Annotated in this window: 17 protein-coding genes and 3 tRNA genes; 18 read left to right on the top strand and 2 right to left on the bottom strand. The window is 42.6% G+C overall.

The annotated features are described in order from the left end of the window. Positions 1-142 precede the first annotated feature (142 nt). The 10 genes from Q7S57_05545 (at position 143) to murD (ending at position 10,131) form a co-directional block, all read left to right on the top strand. Positions 143-580, top strand: coding sequence for a type II secretion system protein (locus Q7S57_05545; GenBank protein ID MDO8512713.1), 438 nt, complete (start codon positions 143-145; stop codon positions 578-580). Further along, entirely contained in the window at positions 580-1,335 is a 756-nt protein-coding gene (locus tag Q7S57_05550) for a prepilin peptidase (GenBank protein ID MDO8512714.1), read from the top strand. Before Q7S57_05545 ends, Q7S57_05550 begins: the two co-directional genes overlap by 1 nt. A 15-nt stretch (positions 1,336-1,350) precedes the next feature. Further along, on the top strand, positions 1,351-1,971 hold the full coding sequence (locus Q7S57_05555) for a prepilin-type N-terminal cleavage/methylation domain-containing protein (protein ID MDO8512715.1): 621 nt from the start codon (positions 1,351-1,353) through the stop codon (positions 1,969-1,971). An 8-nt stretch (positions 1,972-1,979) separates the two neighbouring features. Beyond that, positions 1,980-2,696 (top strand): prepilin-type N-terminal cleavage/methylation domain-containing protein, encoded by a 717-nt coding sequence (locus Q7S57_05560; protein ID MDO8512716.1) that lies wholly within the window; start codon positions 1,980-1,982, stop codon positions 2,694-2,696. Next, positions 2,693-3,301, top strand: a complete 609-nt coding sequence (locus Q7S57_05565; GenBank protein ID MDO8512717.1) for a prepilin-type N-terminal cleavage/methylation domain-containing protein — start codon at positions 2,693-2,695, stop codon at positions 3,299-3,301. The genes Q7S57_05560 and Q7S57_05565 overlap by 4 nt, the downstream gene beginning before the upstream one ends. Then, complete coding sequence (locus Q7S57_05570; GenBank protein ID MDO8512718.1) at positions 3,301-3,747, top strand: hypothetical protein; 447 nt, start codon at positions 3,301-3,303, stop codon at positions 3,745-3,747. The genes Q7S57_05565 and Q7S57_05570 overlap by 1 nt, the downstream gene beginning before the upstream one ends. A gap of 55 nt (positions 3,748-3,802) precedes the next feature. Continuing rightward, on the top strand, positions 3,803-5,797 hold the full coding sequence (ligA, locus tag Q7S57_05575; protein ID MDO8512719.1) for an NAD-dependent DNA ligase LigA: 1,995 nt from the start codon (positions 3,803-3,805) through the stop codon (positions 5,795-5,797). A 99-nt stretch (positions 5,798-5,896) separates the two neighbouring features. Beyond that, positions 5,897-6,187, top strand: a complete 291-nt coding sequence (gene gatC, locus Q7S57_05580) for an Asp-tRNA(Asn)/Glu-tRNA(Gln) amidotransferase subunit GatC (GenBank protein MDO8512720.1) — start codon at positions 5,897-5,899, stop codon at positions 6,185-6,187. Between the two features lies 1 nt (position 6,188). Then, positions 6,189-7,610 (top strand): Asp-tRNA(Asn)/Glu-tRNA(Gln) amidotransferase subunit GatA, encoded by a 1,422-nt coding sequence (gatA, locus tag Q7S57_05585; protein MDO8512721.1) that lies wholly within the window; start codon positions 6,189-6,191, stop codon positions 7,608-7,610. Continuing rightward, positions 7,603-10,131 (top strand): UDP-N-acetylmuramoyl-L-alanine--D-glutamate ligase, encoded by a 2,529-nt coding sequence (gene murD, locus Q7S57_05590; protein MDO8512722.1) that lies wholly within the window; start codon positions 7,603-7,605, stop codon positions 10,129-10,131. The genes gatA and murD overlap by 8 nt, the downstream gene beginning before the upstream one ends. A 236-nt stretch (positions 10,132-10,367) precedes the next feature. Here the strand turns inward: murD and gpmI are convergent, their stop codons facing one another. Next, positions 10,368-11,963, bottom strand: coding sequence for a 2,3-bisphosphoglycerate-independent phosphoglycerate mutase (gene gpmI / locus Q7S57_05595; GenBank protein MDO8512723.1), 1,596 nt, complete (start codon positions 11,961-11,963; stop codon positions 10,368-10,370). A 112-nt stretch (positions 11,964-12,075) separates the two neighbouring features. Between gpmI and Q7S57_05600 the strand changes: the two genes are divergently transcribed. The 4 genes from Q7S57_05600 to Q7S57_05615 all read left to right on the top strand — a co-directional run bounded on the left by Q7S57_05600 (position 12,076) and on the right by Q7S57_05615 (position 13,905). Beyond that, a tRNA-Met gene (locus Q7S57_05600) sits at positions 12,076-12,149 on the top strand. A gap of 625 nt (positions 12,150-12,774) precedes the next feature. After that, positions 12,775-12,847: transfer RNA gene (locus Q7S57_05605), tRNA-Met, on the top strand. Positions 12,848-12,912: 65 nt separating this feature from the next. After that, positions 12,913-13,839 carry an LAGLIDADG family homing endonuclease gene (locus tag Q7S57_05610; protein ID MDO8512724.1) on the top strand — a complete coding sequence of 309 codons (927 nt, stop codon included), beginning with the start codon at positions 12,913-12,915 and terminating at the stop codon, positions 13,837-13,839. Beyond that, positions 13,830-13,905: transfer RNA gene (locus Q7S57_05615), tRNA-Asp, on the top strand. Before Q7S57_05610 ends, Q7S57_05615 begins: the two co-directional genes overlap by 10 nt. A 45-nt stretch (positions 13,906-13,950) precedes the next feature. Here the strand turns inward: Q7S57_05615 and Q7S57_05620 are convergent. Continuing rightward, positions 13,951-14,640 (bottom strand): thioredoxin domain-containing protein, encoded by a 690-nt coding sequence (locus tag Q7S57_05620; protein ID MDO8512725.1) that lies wholly within the window; start codon positions 14,638-14,640, stop codon positions 13,951-13,953. Between the two features lie 273 nt (positions 14,641-14,913). Here Q7S57_05620 and Q7S57_05625 point away from each other — a divergent pair, with 273 nt between their 5' ends. The 4 genes from Q7S57_05625 (at position 14,914) to pheT (ending at position 19,293) form a co-directional block, all read left to right on the top strand. Next, positions 14,914-15,423 carry a hypothetical protein gene (locus Q7S57_05625; protein MDO8512726.1) on the top strand — a complete coding sequence of 170 codons (510 nt, stop codon included), beginning with the start codon at positions 14,914-14,916 and terminating at the stop codon, positions 15,421-15,423. A gap of 11 nt (positions 15,424-15,434) precedes the next feature. Next, positions 15,435-15,818, top strand: a complete 384-nt coding sequence (locus Q7S57_05630) for a hypothetical protein (GenBank protein ID MDO8512727.1) — start codon at positions 15,435-15,437, stop codon at positions 15,816-15,818. A gap of 46 nt (positions 15,819-15,864) precedes the next feature. Beyond that, positions 15,865-16,872 (top strand): phenylalanine--tRNA ligase subunit alpha, encoded by a 1,008-nt coding sequence (gene pheS, locus Q7S57_05635; protein MDO8512728.1) that lies wholly within the window; start codon positions 15,865-15,867, stop codon positions 16,870-16,872. A 78-nt stretch (positions 16,873-16,950) separates the two neighbouring features. Beyond that, the gene (pheT, locus tag Q7S57_05640) at positions 16,951-19,293 is read left to right on the top strand and encodes a phenylalanine--tRNA ligase subunit beta (protein ID MDO8512729.1); all 2,343 of its coding nucleotides are present in this window, start codon (positions 16,951-16,953) and stop codon (positions 19,291-19,293) included. Positions 19,294-19,340: the final 47 nt, after the last annotated feature.

The following is a 19,340-nucleotide window of genomic DNA, read 5'->3' on the forward strand; positions in this document are numbered from 1 at the left end:
CTTATTTTGTGGATTTATTATTTTATTTAGCTAGTAAAGTGTAAGGTACAGATTTTGGTTATGAACCGCAACTATAGGTTGTATTGTGTGCTATAATTAAAAAAGTGATTAATGGGGGGATAATTCTTATTAGCGAATCTAAATGAAAATAAATACACAGAAAAACAAAAAAGGGTTTACGATGATAGAGTTGTTGGTTGTAATATCGGTGATTGCTTTACTTGTCGCCCTCGTGCTTGTTGCAGTCTCAATGGCTAGGGTGAAGGCAAATAATTCTCGGATTAAGGGCGATATGGACCAGTTGCGGAAGCAAGCAGAAGTGATATACGTAGCAAATGGAATGACAACATATTGTAAGGGCGTAGTTGCGGGGGATTGTTTTAGTAATGGTCAGAACCCTCAGGTAATTTTGCTTCGTGATGATATTGTGAAAAGAAGTTATGCTGCAGCTTATCCAAATCTGATCGCAAATGATATTGGATATTGCATTTCATCAAAAATGGCAAATAATAATAGGCTTTGTTATGATTCTTCGGGCAAACAAACGACGGGTATGTGTTCGGGCATCGTGTGCCAATAATGTTGGTAGTAATTGTTGGGGTTGCCCTTATCATTGGTAGTTTTTTGACGGTCGCTTCGGAAGACCCGGATGGGTTTGATTGGTTGACGCGAAAACGGTCGAAATGCATGGAATGTGGGCATGTTTTGGATTTTTATGATCTTTTTCCGGTTTTTAGTTACTTGTGGTTGAAGGGAAAATGTCGCTATTGTGGAAAACTTATTGCTCCATATCATTTGATCACCGAATTAACGACTGTTTTCGTTTTTGTATTAGCTTATTTAGTTACTCCGAAACCGCTACAAATAGGTTTTGTTTTTTTGTTAGTGATGCTGACACTATTATTGGTGCTTACTTTAACAGATCTGAAGTTTTGGACGCTACCGGATATCTTCGTCGGTCTATTGGCGCTTGTTGGTATTATTCGCGCCATAGTTATACACAGGCCGGATATAAAAGACTGTCTGGCGGGTGCGGTTGTGGGTTTTTTGTTGCTCGGTGGTATTCACTATTTTTCAAAAGGGAAGGCAATGGGCTTTGGGGACGTAAAACTGGCCGCCGCCATGGGGGTTGTACTGGGACTAGGACAAGTTGTTCTGGCCTTAATGATTGCTTTTGTCTTGGGAGGCATTGTTGGCGCTGTGCTTATGGCTCTAAAGAAGGCAACCGCAAAAAGCATGGTGCCGTTTGGGCCGTTTCTCACAATTGCAACGGCACTATTGTTGTTATTTCCACAGTTATATGGACGTATTCTTCTTTTTTACGGTCTGATGTAAGATATAGACAGACACATGTTACGGCAAAAACAAACAATAACTAAAAATTCCGGCTTTACGCTGATTGAAGCCATTGTGACGATAATAATAATGTTGTTATTAATGGGTATTCTTTTATCCGGTTATAGTCAGGCCAAACAGCGTTTCTTGGTACGTGATTCAGCTCAACAGTTTGCCGATGTAATTAGGCAGACAATCGCTGACACAAAAAACGGCATAAGGGTTGTACCCGTTGCACCCATTACTTGTGTGCCTGACACCTCAAACCCTGCTACCGCAGATTATCGTCAATGTTCTAATTATAAAATAAGAGCCACCTCAGTGGATGACGCAGGTGTTACATTTAATAAATATGATAAATATGTAATAGGTACGGGAGTAAAGTACGCAAATGATCCAATGAATCATCCGTTGCTGGTTGGGACGGCTTTTTTGGGGGAATTAAATCTTGATTTTACTTATTCTACCGGGACATTTCCGCTTGTATCTATTGGTATGACGGGTAATGGTGGTAGTGTTACGTCGAACGAGACAATTCAGCTGACGATAATAAGCTTGAGCGATGGAAATATAAAAACTAATATTTGTATTATGAAGTCAGGTTCTGTGTTGGTTCAAGCAGATCCTTGTAACTAGAAAAATTTATGAAAAAATATAAATTTTTAAAATCAAACATAAAACAGAGAGGGTTTTCCTTGGTTGGTGTTTTGGTGGCGGCATTTATCGCGCTCCTTGTTCTTACGGCGCTTCTTTCAATGCTTTCGCAAATTTTAGCACTGGGAAGGGTTTCTAAAAACAAGTTCGTGGCCGTCAATCTGGCAAAAGAAGGGATTGAGCTGGTTCGCAATATGCGAGACAGTAACTGGTTGTATTATCCAGTCGTGAGTGGGACATCGGTACAAGCGATGCAATGGCGGGGATGTCAAGGTGGTGGTACTGCTACAGATTGCGTGAAATTAAAAAGTTTGTGCAATGGGGGGCCATATACAGTCGATGCTTTGGATGATGACCTTATTTTGAAAAGTGCCCCCAACCTCACCGATAGAGAGTTGAAACAGGTTACTTATGGAGGGGCAAAAGTGTTTACACATCAAGCAGGTGGCACTACTAACCCCATCTTTAGTCGGTCAATAACAATTGGTTCGGCGGACATAGAACCCTCTGAATTGTCTGAAGATTATTTACCAGTCTTGCTTGGTTGTGGCGAAACGGCTGATTTCTCGAGCACTAATTCTTTAAAAATAAAACCAAGAGGTATTGTTGTTACTTCGAGGGTTGAGTGGCTTGAACCGGGGACTGGCACACCTAAGAATGTCGAGTTGACGGGAATTTTATATGATTGGTTAACACAAAGGCCATGAGGTATCAAGAAAAAAATAGCGGTTTTTCGTTGATTGAATTAATGGTGGCCGGTTCAATCTTTATACTTGTCTTGGGCTTTGTGGGTGGAATATTTTCAATGTTTGTTAGTCGACAGAAGCAACAGGTTGATACACAGTTACTACAGCAGGAAGTGCAGAACTTTTTGGAAGTTATCGAACGTGACGTTAGGACAGCGTACGGAGAAAAGTTTAATGATCCGAATGCATCATCAAATCAATCGATTTCATTTATGAATCAAGAGCAAAAGTTTACGCTCCCTGTTAGTGAGCGAGTTGAACATCAATATTCTTTAAAGACCGATATGGTCGAAAATTGGATAGGGCGAGTATATTATAATGACGGCAGTGGATCATTATCTATGCCTATTCCTATTACATCCGATAAAATTAATGTAACAAACCTAGAGTTCAAATGGAATAAAGGGAAGTTCGCGACAGACAGTAGTGGTAACCATTATCTAACCGGAGTTCCTTTACGGCTAACTATCGCGCTTGAGGTGTGTAGACGAGATGATCTAACCTCGTGCCTGCAAACTCAGGCCACGATTGCTTCTCGTCAAACTAAGCCGATAGATGAAAAATAATGCTTAAATATATTTTACAAAAAAACAACAATAAGGGGGAAGTGGCGCTAATTTATGTTTTCATTATTTTGTCGATACTGATTGTAAGCGCATTTACTCTTTCCGCGATCGCTATAAGTACAATTAAGGGGTCCGGGACCGCCGAATATGTTGCCCGTGCTCAAGTCGCCTCCGACAGTTATCTTGAAAAAGCGATGTTTCAATTTCATTGGTCAAAACTCACAGACAGTCGATGCTTGAATACGGTAACACCCGTTGACGGTGATGGCACGAAGGTTACTGTAATGGTGGACAATGGTGAAAAAGGAGTGTGCCCATCGCTTGATGGTGTTGTTACAAAAAAAGATGAAAAGCTCTGTGTGTATTCATTTGCTGAAAATCACGGCGTTCAGAAAAAGGGATCGGCCGGAGCGGGTGACCCTACAAAGGGTTGCGAAGTGAGATAGGATTTGAGAGATCTTAGCTACTGCTAAAAGGTCCAGCTTGCTTTATGATTCATCTATGGACAAAAGCAGTGCTAAAAAACGTATAATCAAACTTCGTGAGGAAATTGAGTATCATCGTCACCTTTATCATGTTTTAGATAAGCAGGAGATTTCGGATTCTGCGTTGGATTCGCTTAAGCACGAGCTTTACGGGCTAGAACAGCAGTTTCCTGACCTAATTACAAAAGACTCTCCAACACAGCGCGTGGGCGGGGAGCCGTTGAAAGAGTTTAAAGAAGTTCAGCATCAATCCCAAATGCTTTCTTTGGAGGATGTTTTTTTGGCGGAAGAATTGACCGACTGGGAAGAACGCAATCGTAAAATTTTTCCACAAGGTAAATACAATTATTATTGCGAATTGAAAATCGACGGCTTGGCAATCGAATTACGATATCGTGACGGAGTATTGTTTGAAGCATCAACCAGAGGTGATGGAAAAACCGGTGAGAACGTTACGGAAAATATAAAGACCATCGAAAGTATTCCTTTGAGAATTATTGGTAAGGCACCCAAAGAACTAACAGTGCGTGGCGAGGTGTATATGAATCAAGACCAGTTTGACGCGCTAAACAAGGAACAGGAAAAACTTGGGAAACCGCTTTATGCTAATCCGCGTAACGTGGCGGCGGGCAGTATTCGTCAGTTGGATTCGAAAATTACCGCCAGCCGAAAATTGCATTGTGTGACATATGACATTGTTGATGATCAGTCGTTTGCAAAGCATCATGAAGAACATTTGGCATTGAAAAAATATGGTTTTCGGACAAGCGCGCAAACGGAAGAATGTGCTGATCTTGCGATCGTGGCCAAATATCACGCGAGGTGGCAACAAAAACGCGATTTATTACCGCACTGGATTGATGGGGTGGTGGTTTTCATTGATGACAATGAGACATTTCGTCGTCTGGGTGTGGCTGGAAAAACTCCACGCGGGGCAGTGGCATTTAAGTTCCCGGCCGAAGAAGCGACAACGGTTGTGGAAGATATTCTCGTTCAGGTGGGTCGCACGGGTGCTCTTACTCCTGTTGCGGTTCTACGGCCTGTTTCTGTGGCAGGAACGACGGTCAGCAGGGCAACACTACATAACGAAGATGAAATTCATCGAAAAGATGTACGCGTGGGTGATACTGTTGTGATTCACAAAGCCGGCGATATTATTCCGGAAGTGGTACGCGTTTTGCCAAAGTTGCGTCCGAACAAGACTAAGGAGTTTAGAATGCCCGTCAAGTGTCCAATTTGTGATGCTAGGGTGGAAAAAGAAAAGGATGGTGCGATTTCGCGTTGTACAAACAAACAGTGTTCCGCCCAGCAACTTGAGGGACTCATTCATTTTGTCTCGAGAACAGCAACAGACATGGAAGGTGTTGGTCCGAAATTGATTGAAAAATTGGTGGAGATTGGATTAGTGCGTGATTCTGCGGATTTGTACGGATTAAAAAAAACGGATGTGGTTAGTCTTGAACGTTTCGCGGAGAAATCAGCCGACAATGTGATTGAATCTATTCAGGGCCGGAAAAATCTTTCGCTGGGAAGATTCATTTATGCGCTTGGGATACAGCATGTAGGTAATGTTACGGCCGTAGCATTGGCGGAGAAGTTTTCAACTCTGACAAATATTCAAAAAGCGTCCGAAGAAGAATTGTCTGCCGTGGATGGCGTGGGTGACGTGGTGGGAAAAAGTATTTATGAATTTTTTCAGTCGAAGCACGCCGGGGAATTATTGAAAAAATTTGAGAAAAATGGAGTGGTGGTAGAAAAAGCAGTGGTAATAAAGAGAACAGGCATTTTTTCAGGAAAAACAGTTGTGGTAACAGGCAGTTTAGGTGATTTAACACGCGATGAAGTATGGGAAGAAATTCGCAAGCGTGGAGGAAAAATCACGGAAACAGTTTCTAAAAAAACCGGCTTATTGATAGTGGGGGAAGAACCGGGATCAAAGGTGGTAAAAGCGCAGAAGTTGGGAGTAGAGATAATGGACGCGAAAGAATTTTTGAAAAAAATAAAAGAATGATTACCTGCACCACATTCCAAGTGGAGCAAGCTTGCTCCACTTGGAATGTGGTGCAGGCTTAAGGTTGCGCAGGATCCCAAAAATCGCTAGGGTATAGGAATGGAAGAAGTGCAAAAAGAAACTATTGTTCCTCATTTGGCTGATTTGGCGCGTATTGAGCTCACGGCAGAAGAACAGGTTCGTTATGAACGAGATATTACCGAGATCATCGAATTTGTCGGCAAAATTGCCAATGTCAAAGTATCGTCGCAACCGTTAACAACAACAATTTCTGGTGTCAGTCAGGTGATGCGGGCGGATCAGGTGGAGCAATCTGATTTAGCAGATAGTCTTTTGGCGCAAGCGCCGAAAACGCGTAATCGGTTAGTTTTGGTTCCAAAAATTCTATAATATGCAATCGGAAATAAAAAACCTTGCGGAAAAATTGCAATCCGGTGAAACAACCGCCGTTCGATTATTGGATTCGGCTTACAAAATAATTGAAGAAAAAGAACCCAAAATCAATGCTTTTATCAGTCTTATGAAAGAACAGGCGCAAAGACAAGCGGAAGAGATTGATGGGCGGCGAAAAGCCGGTGAAAAATTATCGGTATTGGCTGGAATTCCTTGCGCGATTAAAGACATGATTTGTATTGCCGAAACAAAAACTACTGCCGCTTCAAAGATGCTGGAAAATTTTGTGCCACCCTATGACGCGGAAGTAATTACGCGTTTGCGAAATAATGGCGCTGTTTTTGTTGGAAAAACCAATTTGGATGAATTCGCGATGGGATCCTCCACTGAATTTTCGATTGTCGGACCGACGCATAATCCACTGGATAATCGTCTGGTGGCTGGTGGTAGTTCCGGTGGTAGCGCGGCGGCCGTTGCATCCGGAATGGTGCCATACGCGCTAGGAACAGATACCGGCGGGTCGATTCGCGAGCCGGCGAGTTTTTGCGGGATAGTGGGTTTTAAACCGACGTATGGCAGAATTAGTCGCTCCGGTGTGATTGCTTACGCTTCTTCTTTTGATCAAGTTGGGCCTCTGGCACGGACGGTGGAAGATACAGCCTTGGTTTATGAAGCGATTGCGGGGCCAGATCCAAAAGATTCGACGACGCTTCCGGCGTCAGTGCCGTCGGTTTTGCCGACGATGCGTGATGGCGTAAAAGGTCTGCGTATTGGTGTGCCGAAAGAGTTTTTTAGCGAAGGTGTGGATAAAGAAGTAGCCACTACTGTAAAAAAGGCAATTGATGAACTGCAAGAAAAAGGTGCAATTATTACCGAAGTTTCCTTGCCGTTAACCGATGTGGCGCTTGCCGTTTATCTTATTCTTACTCGCGCGGAGGCGTCGACAAATTTGGCACGATATGATGGAGTTCGTTTCGGATTGCGTTCCGACGGAAAAACAATGGAAGAAATTTACCGCAAAACACGGGGCGCGGGGTTTGGGGTGGAAGTGAAACAGCGTATTATGTTGGGTACGTTTGCGCTTTCTTCCGGTTATGCCGATAAGTATTACCGACAAGCGACGGCGGTGCGTAGAGAAATTGCGTTGGAATATGCCAGGATTTTTGAACAAGTTGATGTTTTGGTTGGTCCCGCGACGCCAGAGGTCGCGTTTCCAATCGGTTCGAAAACCAATGATCCATTGCGAATGTACGCGGCGGACGTTCTGACTGTTCCGGTAAACGTGGCCGGTGTGCCGGCGATTGTTGTTCCGTGTGGCAAAGCGCATGATCTGCCAGTTGGTCTGCAGATTATTGCCGCGCAAGGTAGGGAAGATTTATGTTTTCGTGTTGCCGCGTCAGCTGAAGCGTCCAATGGTTAAGGCTAAGGAAATTGCAAAAAGAAAAGCGACAACGTTCGAATTTATTTCCGCAAAGTTTAACAAGGTCACAAGAGAGGCTCAATTTAACTATCGAGTTTGTTTTGAGAATTTAGAAGAACTAAATTTTGTTGAAACATTAATCTTTCCCCAGGAGCGAGATATTGTCATCGGGGATGATGATTTAATTCAGACAGCATTATCGGATTTACATCTAGTTTTGGGAGTCAGTTATTACAAACTTTATTGTCCGTCAGATGTTGTTTTGAAACGGAAACTCACGCTTGAGCAAGCTTCTTTTTGGACAAAACTATACACCGAAGGGATGGGGGAATTTTATTTTCGAAATCAGTTAGATCCAAAAAAGTTTCAAGGTTTTAAGGGGGAGCCGGGATTGAAAGCAAAGAGTTGGTCTGTTAGTAGAAGTGCCAGGAGTTTGGTTGGTGTTGGTGGCGGTAAGGAGTCGGCTGTTGCCGTAGAGCTTATGAAAGAACACGCGCATGATGTGACCGCTTTTGTCCTGGAAGCCAGACCATCCACCATCGTGGATGAATCGATTAGGGTGATGAGTGTTCCGTCATTGCGTGTTCAAAGGGTGTTAGATCCTAAATTGTTTGGGGGATTGAGCGATACATATAACGGTCATGTGCCCGTGTCGGCAATCATTGCGTTTGCCGGGTATTTTGCGGCGCTTCTGTATGGTTTTAGAGAAGTTGTTGTGGGCAATGAATTCAGTAGTAATTTTGGCAATGTTGATTATAAAGGAATCGCGGTAAATCACCAATGGAGCAAATCGCAAGTTTTTGAGAGTGCGTTTCAAAAATATACGCGAGAAAATATCTCGCCGGATGTAGAATATTTTTCTTTATTACGTCCGTTTTATGAAATCAGGATTGCGCAAATGTTTTCCAAATACAAACAATATTTTTCGGTATTTTCCAGTTGTAATCGAAATTTCAAGATAAAAGAAACAACGGAAAAGAAGTGGTGTGGCGAGTGTGCAAAATGTGTGTTTGTTTTTACGTTGCTGTCCGCATTTCTCACAAAAAAAGAATTGGTTGGAATTTTTGGCGCGAATCTTTATGACAACAAAAAATTATTGCCGATCTTTCGCGATCTGTTAGGGATTGGAAGAATGAAGCCGTTTGATTGCGTGGGAACATTTACAGAGACGCGAGTTGCTTTTGAAATGTCGGCAAAAAAATATGGTAAAACACCGGTGCAAAAAGCGTTGTTGGGAGAATTTAAGGTGACAGGTCAAGAGCGTAGTGAAGTAATGCAAATGCAAAAAACTGAACTACAACCGCCCTATTTGCTTTATGGTGTAAATAATATTCTTCTGGTTGGCTATGCGCGTGAGGGTGTGGAGTCGGAAAAATTTCTCAAAAAACATTTTCCTAAAATAAAACTCGGTATTGCCGATAAAAAATTTGGCGATGATTATTTAGCTAAACAAAATGATTTTGATTTGGTAATTAAAACCGCAGGTATGCCGGGCCGTTTGATTAAAATTCCGTATACAACGGCTACAAATTTATTTTTTGCCAACGTTGATCGCAGGAAAGTTATTGGTGTTACCGGCACAAAAGGAAAGAGTACAACAGCCACTTTAATTGCGTGGATTATTGAACAAAGTGGTCGACCGGTGCAGTTGCTGGGAAATATCGGCAAACCGATGTTGCATGCCCTCGACAAACCCTTGGTGGAAAATGAGCTGGTTGTTTTGGAATTATCCAGTTACCAACTGGAGGATCTGCAATTTTCACCGCACATTGCCGTCGTTACCAATCTTTTTCCGGAACATATGGATTATCACGGCGATGTTAAAAAATATTATCATGCTAAGAAACAAATTATTACAACGCAAACAAGCGATGATTTGTTTGTTTACAATGCGGATGATGAGCGTTTGGTCGGGTGGGCGAAAAAGAGTAGGGCAAAAACGGAGAAGTTTGTCGTCAAACTACCACTAAAAGATAAGGAGATTCCGTTGCTTGGTGAGCATAATAAAAGAAATGTGCGAACGGCGGTAACCGTGGCTCGTCATCTTGGAATTAATGATGCTGTTATCGCACAAGCAATTAAAACATTTACTCCGCTTAAGCATCGCCTACAATTCGTGGGAGAATATCATGGTATTAAGTTTTACGATGATGCTATTTCCACCACTCCGGAATCAACTATTCAGGCGTTGGAAACTTTAAAGAAAGTGGCAACAATCTTTTTGGGTGGCCAAGATCGCGGTTACGATTTTTCAGAATTGCGAAAAAGCTTAAAAAAATATGGCGTAAAAAATGTTGTGTTGTTTCCTGACAGCGGGGAAAAAATTATCGATTCCGCGAAAGGTTTTGAAAACGTCCTGAAAACCTCAAGTATGAAAGAAGCGGTTAAATTCGCATATAAATTTACCAAGCCGGGTGAAATCTGTCTGTTGTCCTGTGCGTCACCCAGTTACAGTATCTGGAAAGACTTTGAAGAAAAGGGCGATTTGTTTCAGGAGGAAGTGAAAAAACAAGCGAAGTAGCGATACCCTCCCTTATTCAAGGGAGGGCGAGGGTGGGTTTTGTGTGTGTATATTTTATTTTTGGTAAACGGTATAGGTATTTAGGCTTGTTCATCATAGCTTCGTCTTCGTTTGTATCGATATATCGATACAAGGTTTTGGAAATTTTGAATTTCATTAGAAATTAGATATTAGTAATTAGTCATTTTGGGCGTCGATAAAACAGTATTAGCAGAGTTAAACAAGATGTTTATATTTTAGACCAAACTGCGCAATATACTCATCGCTGTCATTTGCGGGGGTTGTGGAATTTGCATTATTTCCAAGACTGTTGGCCCGATGTCGGCCAGGCAACCAATTGGGGTGGAGAGCACTTGCATTACCATTTCTTCTTCCTTTGGGGGGTCTTGTTTGTTGTTGGCGGTTATATAAATAACAGGCACAGGGTTGGCGGTGTGGTCTTTCGAGATTTGGTGTGTGGTTGGATTCAACATCTCCTCGGCATTTCCATGATCGGCGGTGATAAGTACCGCGCCGTCTTTGGCTATTGTGACATCAATTATTTTTTTCATTTCCTTATCCAGAAACTGCAATGATTCAACCGTGGCATCGTATTCTCCCGTATGACCAATCATGTCGGGGTTGGCAAAGTTCATTATGATGAGGTCGTATTTGTCTTTATTGATTTCTTTTACAACATGGTCGGCGATCACCTTCGCGCTCATTTCGGGAGTATCGGAATAATTTTTAACATTCGGTGAGGGGACCATGACGCGGTCTTCGCCTGGAAAAGATATTTCACGTCCACTGTTAAAATAATATGTGACGTGCGCGTATTTTTCTGTTTCGGCAATACGGAGCTGTGTTTTTCCGGCATCGGAAACAACACGGCCGGTGGGAAATTCTGCTTGTTCTTCGGGGAAGGCGACTGTAACCGGTAAATCCTTTTGGTATTCGGACATGGTGACAAATTCCAGGTCCGTCCAGTTTTGCACGGGGAAATCGTTAAAGCCTTTTGTTGTAAAAGCATAAGTCAGTTGGCGAGCGCGGTCCGGGCGAAAGTTAAAGAAGATAACAGTATCGCCATCTTGGATTTTACGTAACGGTTCGCCGTGTTTGGTAATTACGTAGGCCGTGACAGTTTCGTCGGTTTCTTTTTTCTCATAAGCGCTTTCGAGCGCATCTTTCCAACTGTCGGTATGTTCGCCAATTCCGTCGGTCAGTAAATCGTATGCGACCTTCGTGCGGTCCCAATTATTGTTACGGTCCATTGCAAAGTAGCGACCAACGAGAGAAGCGATTCCACCACTTTTTGTGTGATCGATGGCTTCTTGTACTTTTTTCAGATACGATCCGGCGCTTATAGCGGGAGTATCACGGCCGTCCAAAAACGCGTGGACAAATGTTCTATTGCTCACTCCTTCTTTTTTTGCGAGTTGTAATATGGCAAGAAGGTGGTCGACGTGACTGTGTACTCCGCCGTCGCTAACACAACCAATCAGGTGTAACGCGGAATTGGGACGTTCTTTGACGTGATTCGTGGCTGCTACAAATGCGGGGTTTTTGAAAAAGGATTTATTTTCGATGGACATCGTAATCTGAGGGAGAGGTTGGTAAATGATGCGTCCCGAACCCATGTTTTTGTGACCAACCTCGGAATTTCCCGATTCGCCCCACGGTAAACCAACTTCAATCCCTGAAGCTTTTATTACAGCGGATGGATACTCACGTACCCAACGTTCAAAATTTTCCATTTTAGCGGCATAAATCGCGTTGCCTTCCTGCAGGAAGGAGATACCAAACCCATCGAGAATCATTAAAACTAACGGTCGAGGAATTTTTATATCGGACATGAGTAATAGTATACACTGGGATGGGGGAAGCAGGAATGAAGAGTTTTTACGTTTGACTAACAGTGTCGTTGAGAGTAATCTATTTTCAGCTGAATAAGTTCAGCTTTAATGACGCGGGGAAGAGCAGCCCGGTCGCTCGCATGGCTCATAACCATGAGGTCGCAGGTTCGAATCCTGCCCCCGCTACTATTACTAAAAAGACCCCTGTGGGGTCTTTTTAGTAATAGAATGTGTGCAGGATTCGAACGGTTCATATTTTCGTCGCACGAAAACATGAACCGGTGGCCAGAATTATGCAATATCAATTGCATAATTCGAGGCCAAATCCTGCCCACAAAATACCCCTGTGGGGTATTTTTATTGTTATGATCGAGTGCAGGATTTGAACGGTATCGTTGTTTCGTAAAACAACGATACCGGTGGCCAGAATTATGCAATATCAATTGCATAATTCGAGGCCAAATCCTGCCCCCTGCGTGGCTCGTGTTTTATTTATAAAATTTCGCAAAGCGAAATGACAATAATGACGAGCGATATCTTCGAACCAATACTATTGGTTCGAAGATATCGCTCGGATTTGAACGCCGGAGCATATTTTGCGAAGCAAAATGCGAGGCGGTGGCCAGAAACTTTCGTGTCAACGAAAGTTTCGAGGCCAAATCCTGCCCAGCGCGTAAATCAGAAATCGGGAGTGGAAATCGGAGATGACGTCTTGTCCATTTACAAATGCAAAAAATTTAGTAGTATTACTCTAGTTTGGGAAGTCGGATGGATCCGACCACCGACTATCTGATTTCCGATTTCCGCGTTTGGCTGGATAGCTCAGCGGTTAGAGCAATGGCATCATAAGCCATGGGTCGCAGGTTCGAATCCTGCTCCAGCTACAAATTATTCGTAGGGTATTTGTACATTGTTCGCAAAACGTACGGATACGGTATATAATAGTAGCATGAGAGCAAAAGTTGTGGAAAAGTCGCGGGCAATTCAATTGCGTAAAAACGGTTTAAGTGTGAAACAGATTGCTCAAAAATTAAGCGTCAGCAAGGGTAGTGTCAGTCCTTGGGTGAAGCTGGTTGTTGTTCCGAAAGAAAAGAGAAAAAAGATCCGCGAAAGAATGTTAATGGGCGGAGAGAAGGGGAGAAAGAAAATTTTGCGAGGTTGGGATGAATATCGAATATTGCATCCAAAACCGCCACCATATGTTAAACCAGTCCGTTTAATTGACACTTTTTTTGACAAGTGGTCGCCCGAAATGGCGTATGTGCTGGGCTATTTTGCAGCGGACGGCTGTATGTTTCGAAACAAGCGTGGGTCTTATTATATCGAATTTACCTCCACAGACATTGAGTTGATTGCATGTGTAAAAAGTATTTTGGAATCAACAAACAAACTTGAACGATACAAGCTTAAAAACCCAAAATATAAAATCAGGTATAATATTCAGCTTGGGAGTAAAAGTGCTTTCTTGTCGCTTAATAAACTTGGTTTAACACCAAATAAGAGTTTAATAATCAAGTTTCCAGCTGTGCCTGATGAGTATTTGGGGCATTTTTTGCGTGGTAACCTTGATGGCGACGGCTGTGTTACTTTCACAAATTATTTTCGAAAAGACAGGGGAAAAAGATATTTGAGTTTAATGATCCGTTTCACCAGTGGAAGTAGAGTGTTTTTAGTCGGGATGAAAAATAGGATTGAACAAAAAATACCGAATATCGGTGGAAGTTTGATATTATACACTCCAAGGCACCATGTTTTGGCGTATTGCACGTCAAGTGCTAGACAACTGTATAAGATAATGTATCCTAATAAATTAGTGCCCTGTCTAAAGCGTAAACGTGACATTTTTCTTAGGGCATTTGAGATTTTGGACCCGTAGTTTAATCGGTAAAACACCTGCTTGTCACGCAGGAGACAGCGAGTTCGATCCTCGTCGGGTCCGCCAAAAAATACGCCTTTCGGCGTATTTTTCGATGTTCTACGAAATCTGTTACTTAACCGAATTGACCACTTTTGCCAACTGGTCGGCACCAACAGCGCCCCTTATCGGTGTTGCACCTTTTGGTCCGATAATAATCGAAGTTGGCGTGCCGGTGATTTTTGCAACGCGGGCGGCGTCAAGATAGATTTGGGTTTTCGATCCGTATTTGTCCGAGCTTAAACATTGAGAGAACACTGTTCCGTCTAAACCTAAATCTGTGCCGATTTTTGCTAAACGGGCCGGATCGATAATGTTTTCCGTGTCGGTGGAAGTATAAATTGCGTCAAGATATTCCCAGTATTTTCCTTGGTCATTTGCGCAATCCATCGCTTTTTCTTCCACTTGTCCTGTGGGCTTAAACGGAGTTGGACGATAAACAAGACGGACATCCGGGTTTTCGGATAGAACCTTTTTTAACTCCGGGTAGAAAACACGGCAATATGGACATTGAGTATCCGAATAGAGAACAATTGTTGTGGTCGCTGTCGCAGAACCTTTAATGTAGTCTTGGGCTGATACAGCGGGAATAGAGGCTGGATCGAATGGTGGTTCTGTTGGCGCGCTACCGGCTTGTTGAACAGCTGGCTTTGTTGCTGGTGGCACTTTTGCTTTAGTAAGCAAAAAACCCACGACAACCACAATAACAACTAAAACGATGATTGCCGGTAATGTTGATTTGTTTGATATGTTTTCTTCCATAATGATTGATTGAAGTGTTAGATCTATATGATGAGCATATAGAAAGGATGGAGGAGAAGCAAGCGCAAATTTTCAATTATCAATTTTGCAATTTTCAAATAATTTTCAATGATTTAATTATTTGATAGCGTCACCATCTTTGAGAATTAGAAGAATTGATAATTATTTGAAAATTGGTCATTGAAAATTGAAAATTTTGTATAATTATTCATATAAATTCTATATTGGAGATTATGGCTTTTATTTACTGGGATTTTTCTCTATAATGTTCCCATGGGCTTACATGAACAACGAATCGAAAACTTAACACGGGAGATATTACTCGTTTTAGACGAGCTGGTGTCGAAAGGCGCGGGCATTCCACGGCCGATTATCGGTCTAAGTAAAGAAATGCCTTTTTTCTTGCCGGTGCAACAGCGTTGCGTGGCGAAATTAAGGAAGATAGCGCAAGACAATAAGGCGGAATTTCATCCGGCAGTCATTATGATGACGGTGCATCCATATCAGGATCCATCAAGCAAACGTGTTGCTCAAGTAGCTTTTCCGTATAACGAATTGGTTACGGGTGACGTTATTGATCGTTTGGATGATGAGTCAGAGGTTAAGCTGGCAAAAATTGTTATGAAAGACGTGCCGAAGGATTGGGAAAGCGAGCGCGTACTCGATTTACGTATGCAGGCAATCAGTAAGCACGTTCGTTATGGGGAAGTAATGGCAACAGCAAAAAATGTAAACTTACGCGTTCCGCGAGTAGCGATTCCAGGCAAAGAGTCCGGGGTTTAGAAGCTATTTGAATGACACTACGCAGTTCACTGGTAATATTTGGAATTTGGACGGCGTTAGCGCTGGCAACGCTTGTTTTTGTGATTACGTCGGTAGCGCCGGGGGCTAATGGGCTTTATGCGGAAGCCTTTTTCTTTGGGGCGCTCTTTTTGGCGACAACTGGTGCTATAACAATATTGGGTGTATTTGGTCGTTTGCGTAATTCAACAGAACTTCCGGCAAATCAGCTGGCCCCCGCATTTAGGCAGGGGATATTGATTGCTATTGCACTTGTGACCGTATTGCTTTTGCAGAGATTTAGAATTTTGCAATGGTGGAACATCCTTTTGCTGGGAATAATTCTGGTTTTGATCGATTTGGTGTTCGCGAGCACAAAGAGGAGGTCTAAGGTTTAGATTGCGCGTTGTGGTTTTTTTGTTTTTAGCATAAAATTGGGCGGTGATGACATTAAACGAAGAGCTCTACAAAATCGAACAGGATGCGCAGAAAGCGCTGGAAGAAGCCAAGACAACTGAATATTTGGAGGCCTTCAAATTGGAATATCTTAGTCGTCATGGTGTTTTGTCGACTTTTTTAAGGGGAATTAAGGATGCTTCGATTGATGAAAAGCGTACTGTAGGAAGTCGTGCGAATACACTGCGCGCGGAATTGGAACAAAAATATGAATCAAAATTGTCTGTATTAAACAAAGGTTCGGTCAGAAAAATCGATGTCACAGTTCCCGGGAAACGTCCGGCACAAGGACACTTGCACCCGCTCACGATCGTGCGCCGTGAAATTGAAGATATTTTTTTGAGTATGGGTTTTGAAATTGCTGATACGCCGGAAGTGGAAGAAGCAAAATTTAATTTCGACTTGGTTAATATGCCGAAAGATCATCCCGCCCGGGATTTGATGGATACTTTTTGGTTAGCAGATGGACGTTTATTGCGTGCTCATACTTCCGCTGGACAGGGAAGAGTGATGACGGGAAGAAAACCGCCACTTCGTATACTTATTCCTGGACGCGTTTTTCGTAATGAAGCGACAGATGCTTCGCACGAGTCCACTTTTCATCAATTCGAAGGAATGATGGTTGATAAGGATATTTCCATGGCCGATTTGAAGGGTGTTATTGAGGTAGTGTTAAAGAAGATATTAAATCGTGATGATGCCAAGCTTCGATTTCGTCCAACGTACTTTCCATTTGTTGAACCGGGCATTGAAACACACGTCTCCTGTTTGTTTTGCAAGTCTGGTTGTGCGACATGTAAATATTCCGGTTGGATAGAAATTTTGCCGGCTGGGATGATCCATCCCAATGTTTTGCGCAATGTGGGTATTGATTCCACAAAATATCGCGGTTTTGCCTTTGGTGGCAGTATCGATCGCCTGGCGATGTTGAGGTTTGGTATTAGCGATATTCGCTTGCTTTGGAGTGGAGATCCGTCTTTCTTAAAACAATTTTAATGGAAATTGTTTTAGGGATTTTCCTTTCGCAGGAGAATCCCTAAAACGGGAGCTTATTGAATAGACTATAAAAATATTATGAAAATATCCTATAACTGGCTAAAAGAATACGTAGATTTACCCGTTAATCCGGAGGAAATTGCACGTCTTCTGACCGAACATTCGTATGAAGCGTCGGTTGTTGGTAACGGGCCTTTAGTTGATTTAAAGCGGATCGTTGTCGGTGAAGTCGTAGAAACCGCGAAACACCCAAACGCCGATCGATTGTCTTTAACAAGAACAAAAGTCGGTAACAAAGTTTATGAAATCATTTGTGGTGCATCCAACGTGAGAACTGGATTAAAGGTGGCCGTCGCGTTTCCGGGTGTGCAAGTTTTGGATAAAGAGGGGAATTTGGCAACTTTGGAAAAGGCGGTAATTCGCGGAATCGCCAGTGAAGGAATGTTGTGTTCTGAACGCGAGTTGGGACTTGGGGACAGTCACAGTGGAATCATGGAATTGCCGGTCGAAACAAAGAATGGCTTAACACTGGACAAATTGTTTGCGCCAAATGTTGTTTTGGATATCGATTTGCTTCCCGATCGGGCGCCAGATAGCTCATCATATTTTGGTGTTGCGCGTGAAGTTGGCGCCTTGCTACAAAAAAAGACAAAACTACCAAAGGTTTCATTGAAACTTTCAAAAAAGAATTCTTCCGCGATCAAATTAAATATCGAGAACAAGAATCATTGTCTTCGTTATATAGCGATGGAAATCGACGGAATCAAAAATGGTCCTTCGCCGGAATGGCTTCAGGATGATCTGCGTTCGCAAGGTATCAAGCCACAAAATCTTATCGTGGACGTTACGAATTTTGTGTTGTGGGAATTGGGTCAACCAACACATGCGTTTGATGCGACGGCCATAAACGGACAAATTGGTGTGCGTCAAAGCAAAGCCGGCGAAAAATTGGTTACGTTGGATGACGTGGAACGAGTTTTGCCTAAAGGCACGTTAATTATTACTTCTAATGATTTGCCGGTGGCAATTGCCGGTGTAATGGGCGGTAAGGCAAGTGCGGTAAAACCTGATACAAGTAAAATTGTTTTAGAGGCAGCTATTTTCGCGCAACCGATTATCAGACAATTTGTAAATAAAACAAATGTTCGCACTGATGCATCCGATCGGTTTACGCGCGGATTAACACTTGATCATGCCGCTGCTGGAGCAAATCGCGTGATCGAGTTACTTGTTAAGTACGGTGGCGGAAAAGTGGTTGCACAGCAGGAATTTTCCGTAAAGCAAGAAAAGACAAAATCCGTCACTGTTACGCACCAACAAATAGAAGATGTTTTGGGCACAAAAGTTAAACCGTCTGAAGTTATAAGTATTTTAAAAAGATTGCAGTTTTCTGTTTCGGAAAAAGCAAAAAAATATGTCGTGAAAGCGCCCTTATTCCGTCGTGATATCGAAATTCCCGAAGATGTAATTGAAGAAGTGGGAAGAGTACTTGGATACAATAATCTTCCAAGCAGACTTCCGGAAGCACCACTTACACCAACACAGTTGCCCCAGTTAGCAAAAGATATTCGCGTTCTGCAAAACGTTCTGCGTGGCGCCGGTTTTCTTGAGGCTTATTTCTATTCAGTCGTTAAAGATAATATTGCGAACATTCTTGAGGTAAACGTCGACGAAAGTTTGGTTGTGGTTAATCCACTTCGCAGTGATGAAAAATTACTGCGTCAAAGTTTATTGCCGAATATCTTGGGTGCTTCGGAAAATATCGTAAAAAAAGAACTATTGACAAGGATTTTCGAAATCGGGCATGTCTATGCGAAGGACTCCTCGGAAAAAAGTTTCTTGGCCGGCGCGATTGTGCGTCGCGGAACAGCAGAAACACAAGATTTTTTTGAATTGAAGGGAATTGTTGAATACCTATTGGAACAGTTGGATTTACCGGAGATTACGTTCAAACCACTTGCATCTTGGAATCTTGGTACGGCTGGTGCATCCATTTCTGTTGGAAAAACAGTGGTAGGAGCAATTGGATTAATCGACCAAGAAATTTTAGGTAAGCTCAAGGTGCGGGGTGGTATCGTGGCATTTGAAATAGATTTGTCATTAGTCGAAAAATTACAGCGTGAACAAACGACGTATAATCCGCCCTTGCCATATCCAACCGTCGAGCGCGATATAACACTTGTCTTTCCGGAACAGGTTTTGGTGGATGCGGTGCAAACAATGATTATGACAGCTGGTGGTAAAAATGTTCAGGATGTGGATTTTGTCGATCAGTATGATGATGAAAAACAGCGTAGCGTGACATTGCGAATCCTATACGGATCATCTGAAAAAACGCTGACCGATGGGGAAGTAAATAGTCTTCAAAAAAATATTTTGTCCGAACTGGCAGAAAAACTTGGTGTAAAAGAAAAAGGATAGGGCAAGAAAACAGGATACAGGATTGACCAGGGTTGACCCTTGGACAA

The sequence above is a fragment of the bacterium genome, assembly GCA_030647555.1.
GTDB lineage: Bacteria > Patescibacteriota > Andersenbacteria > UBA10190 > CAIZMI01 > CAIZMI01.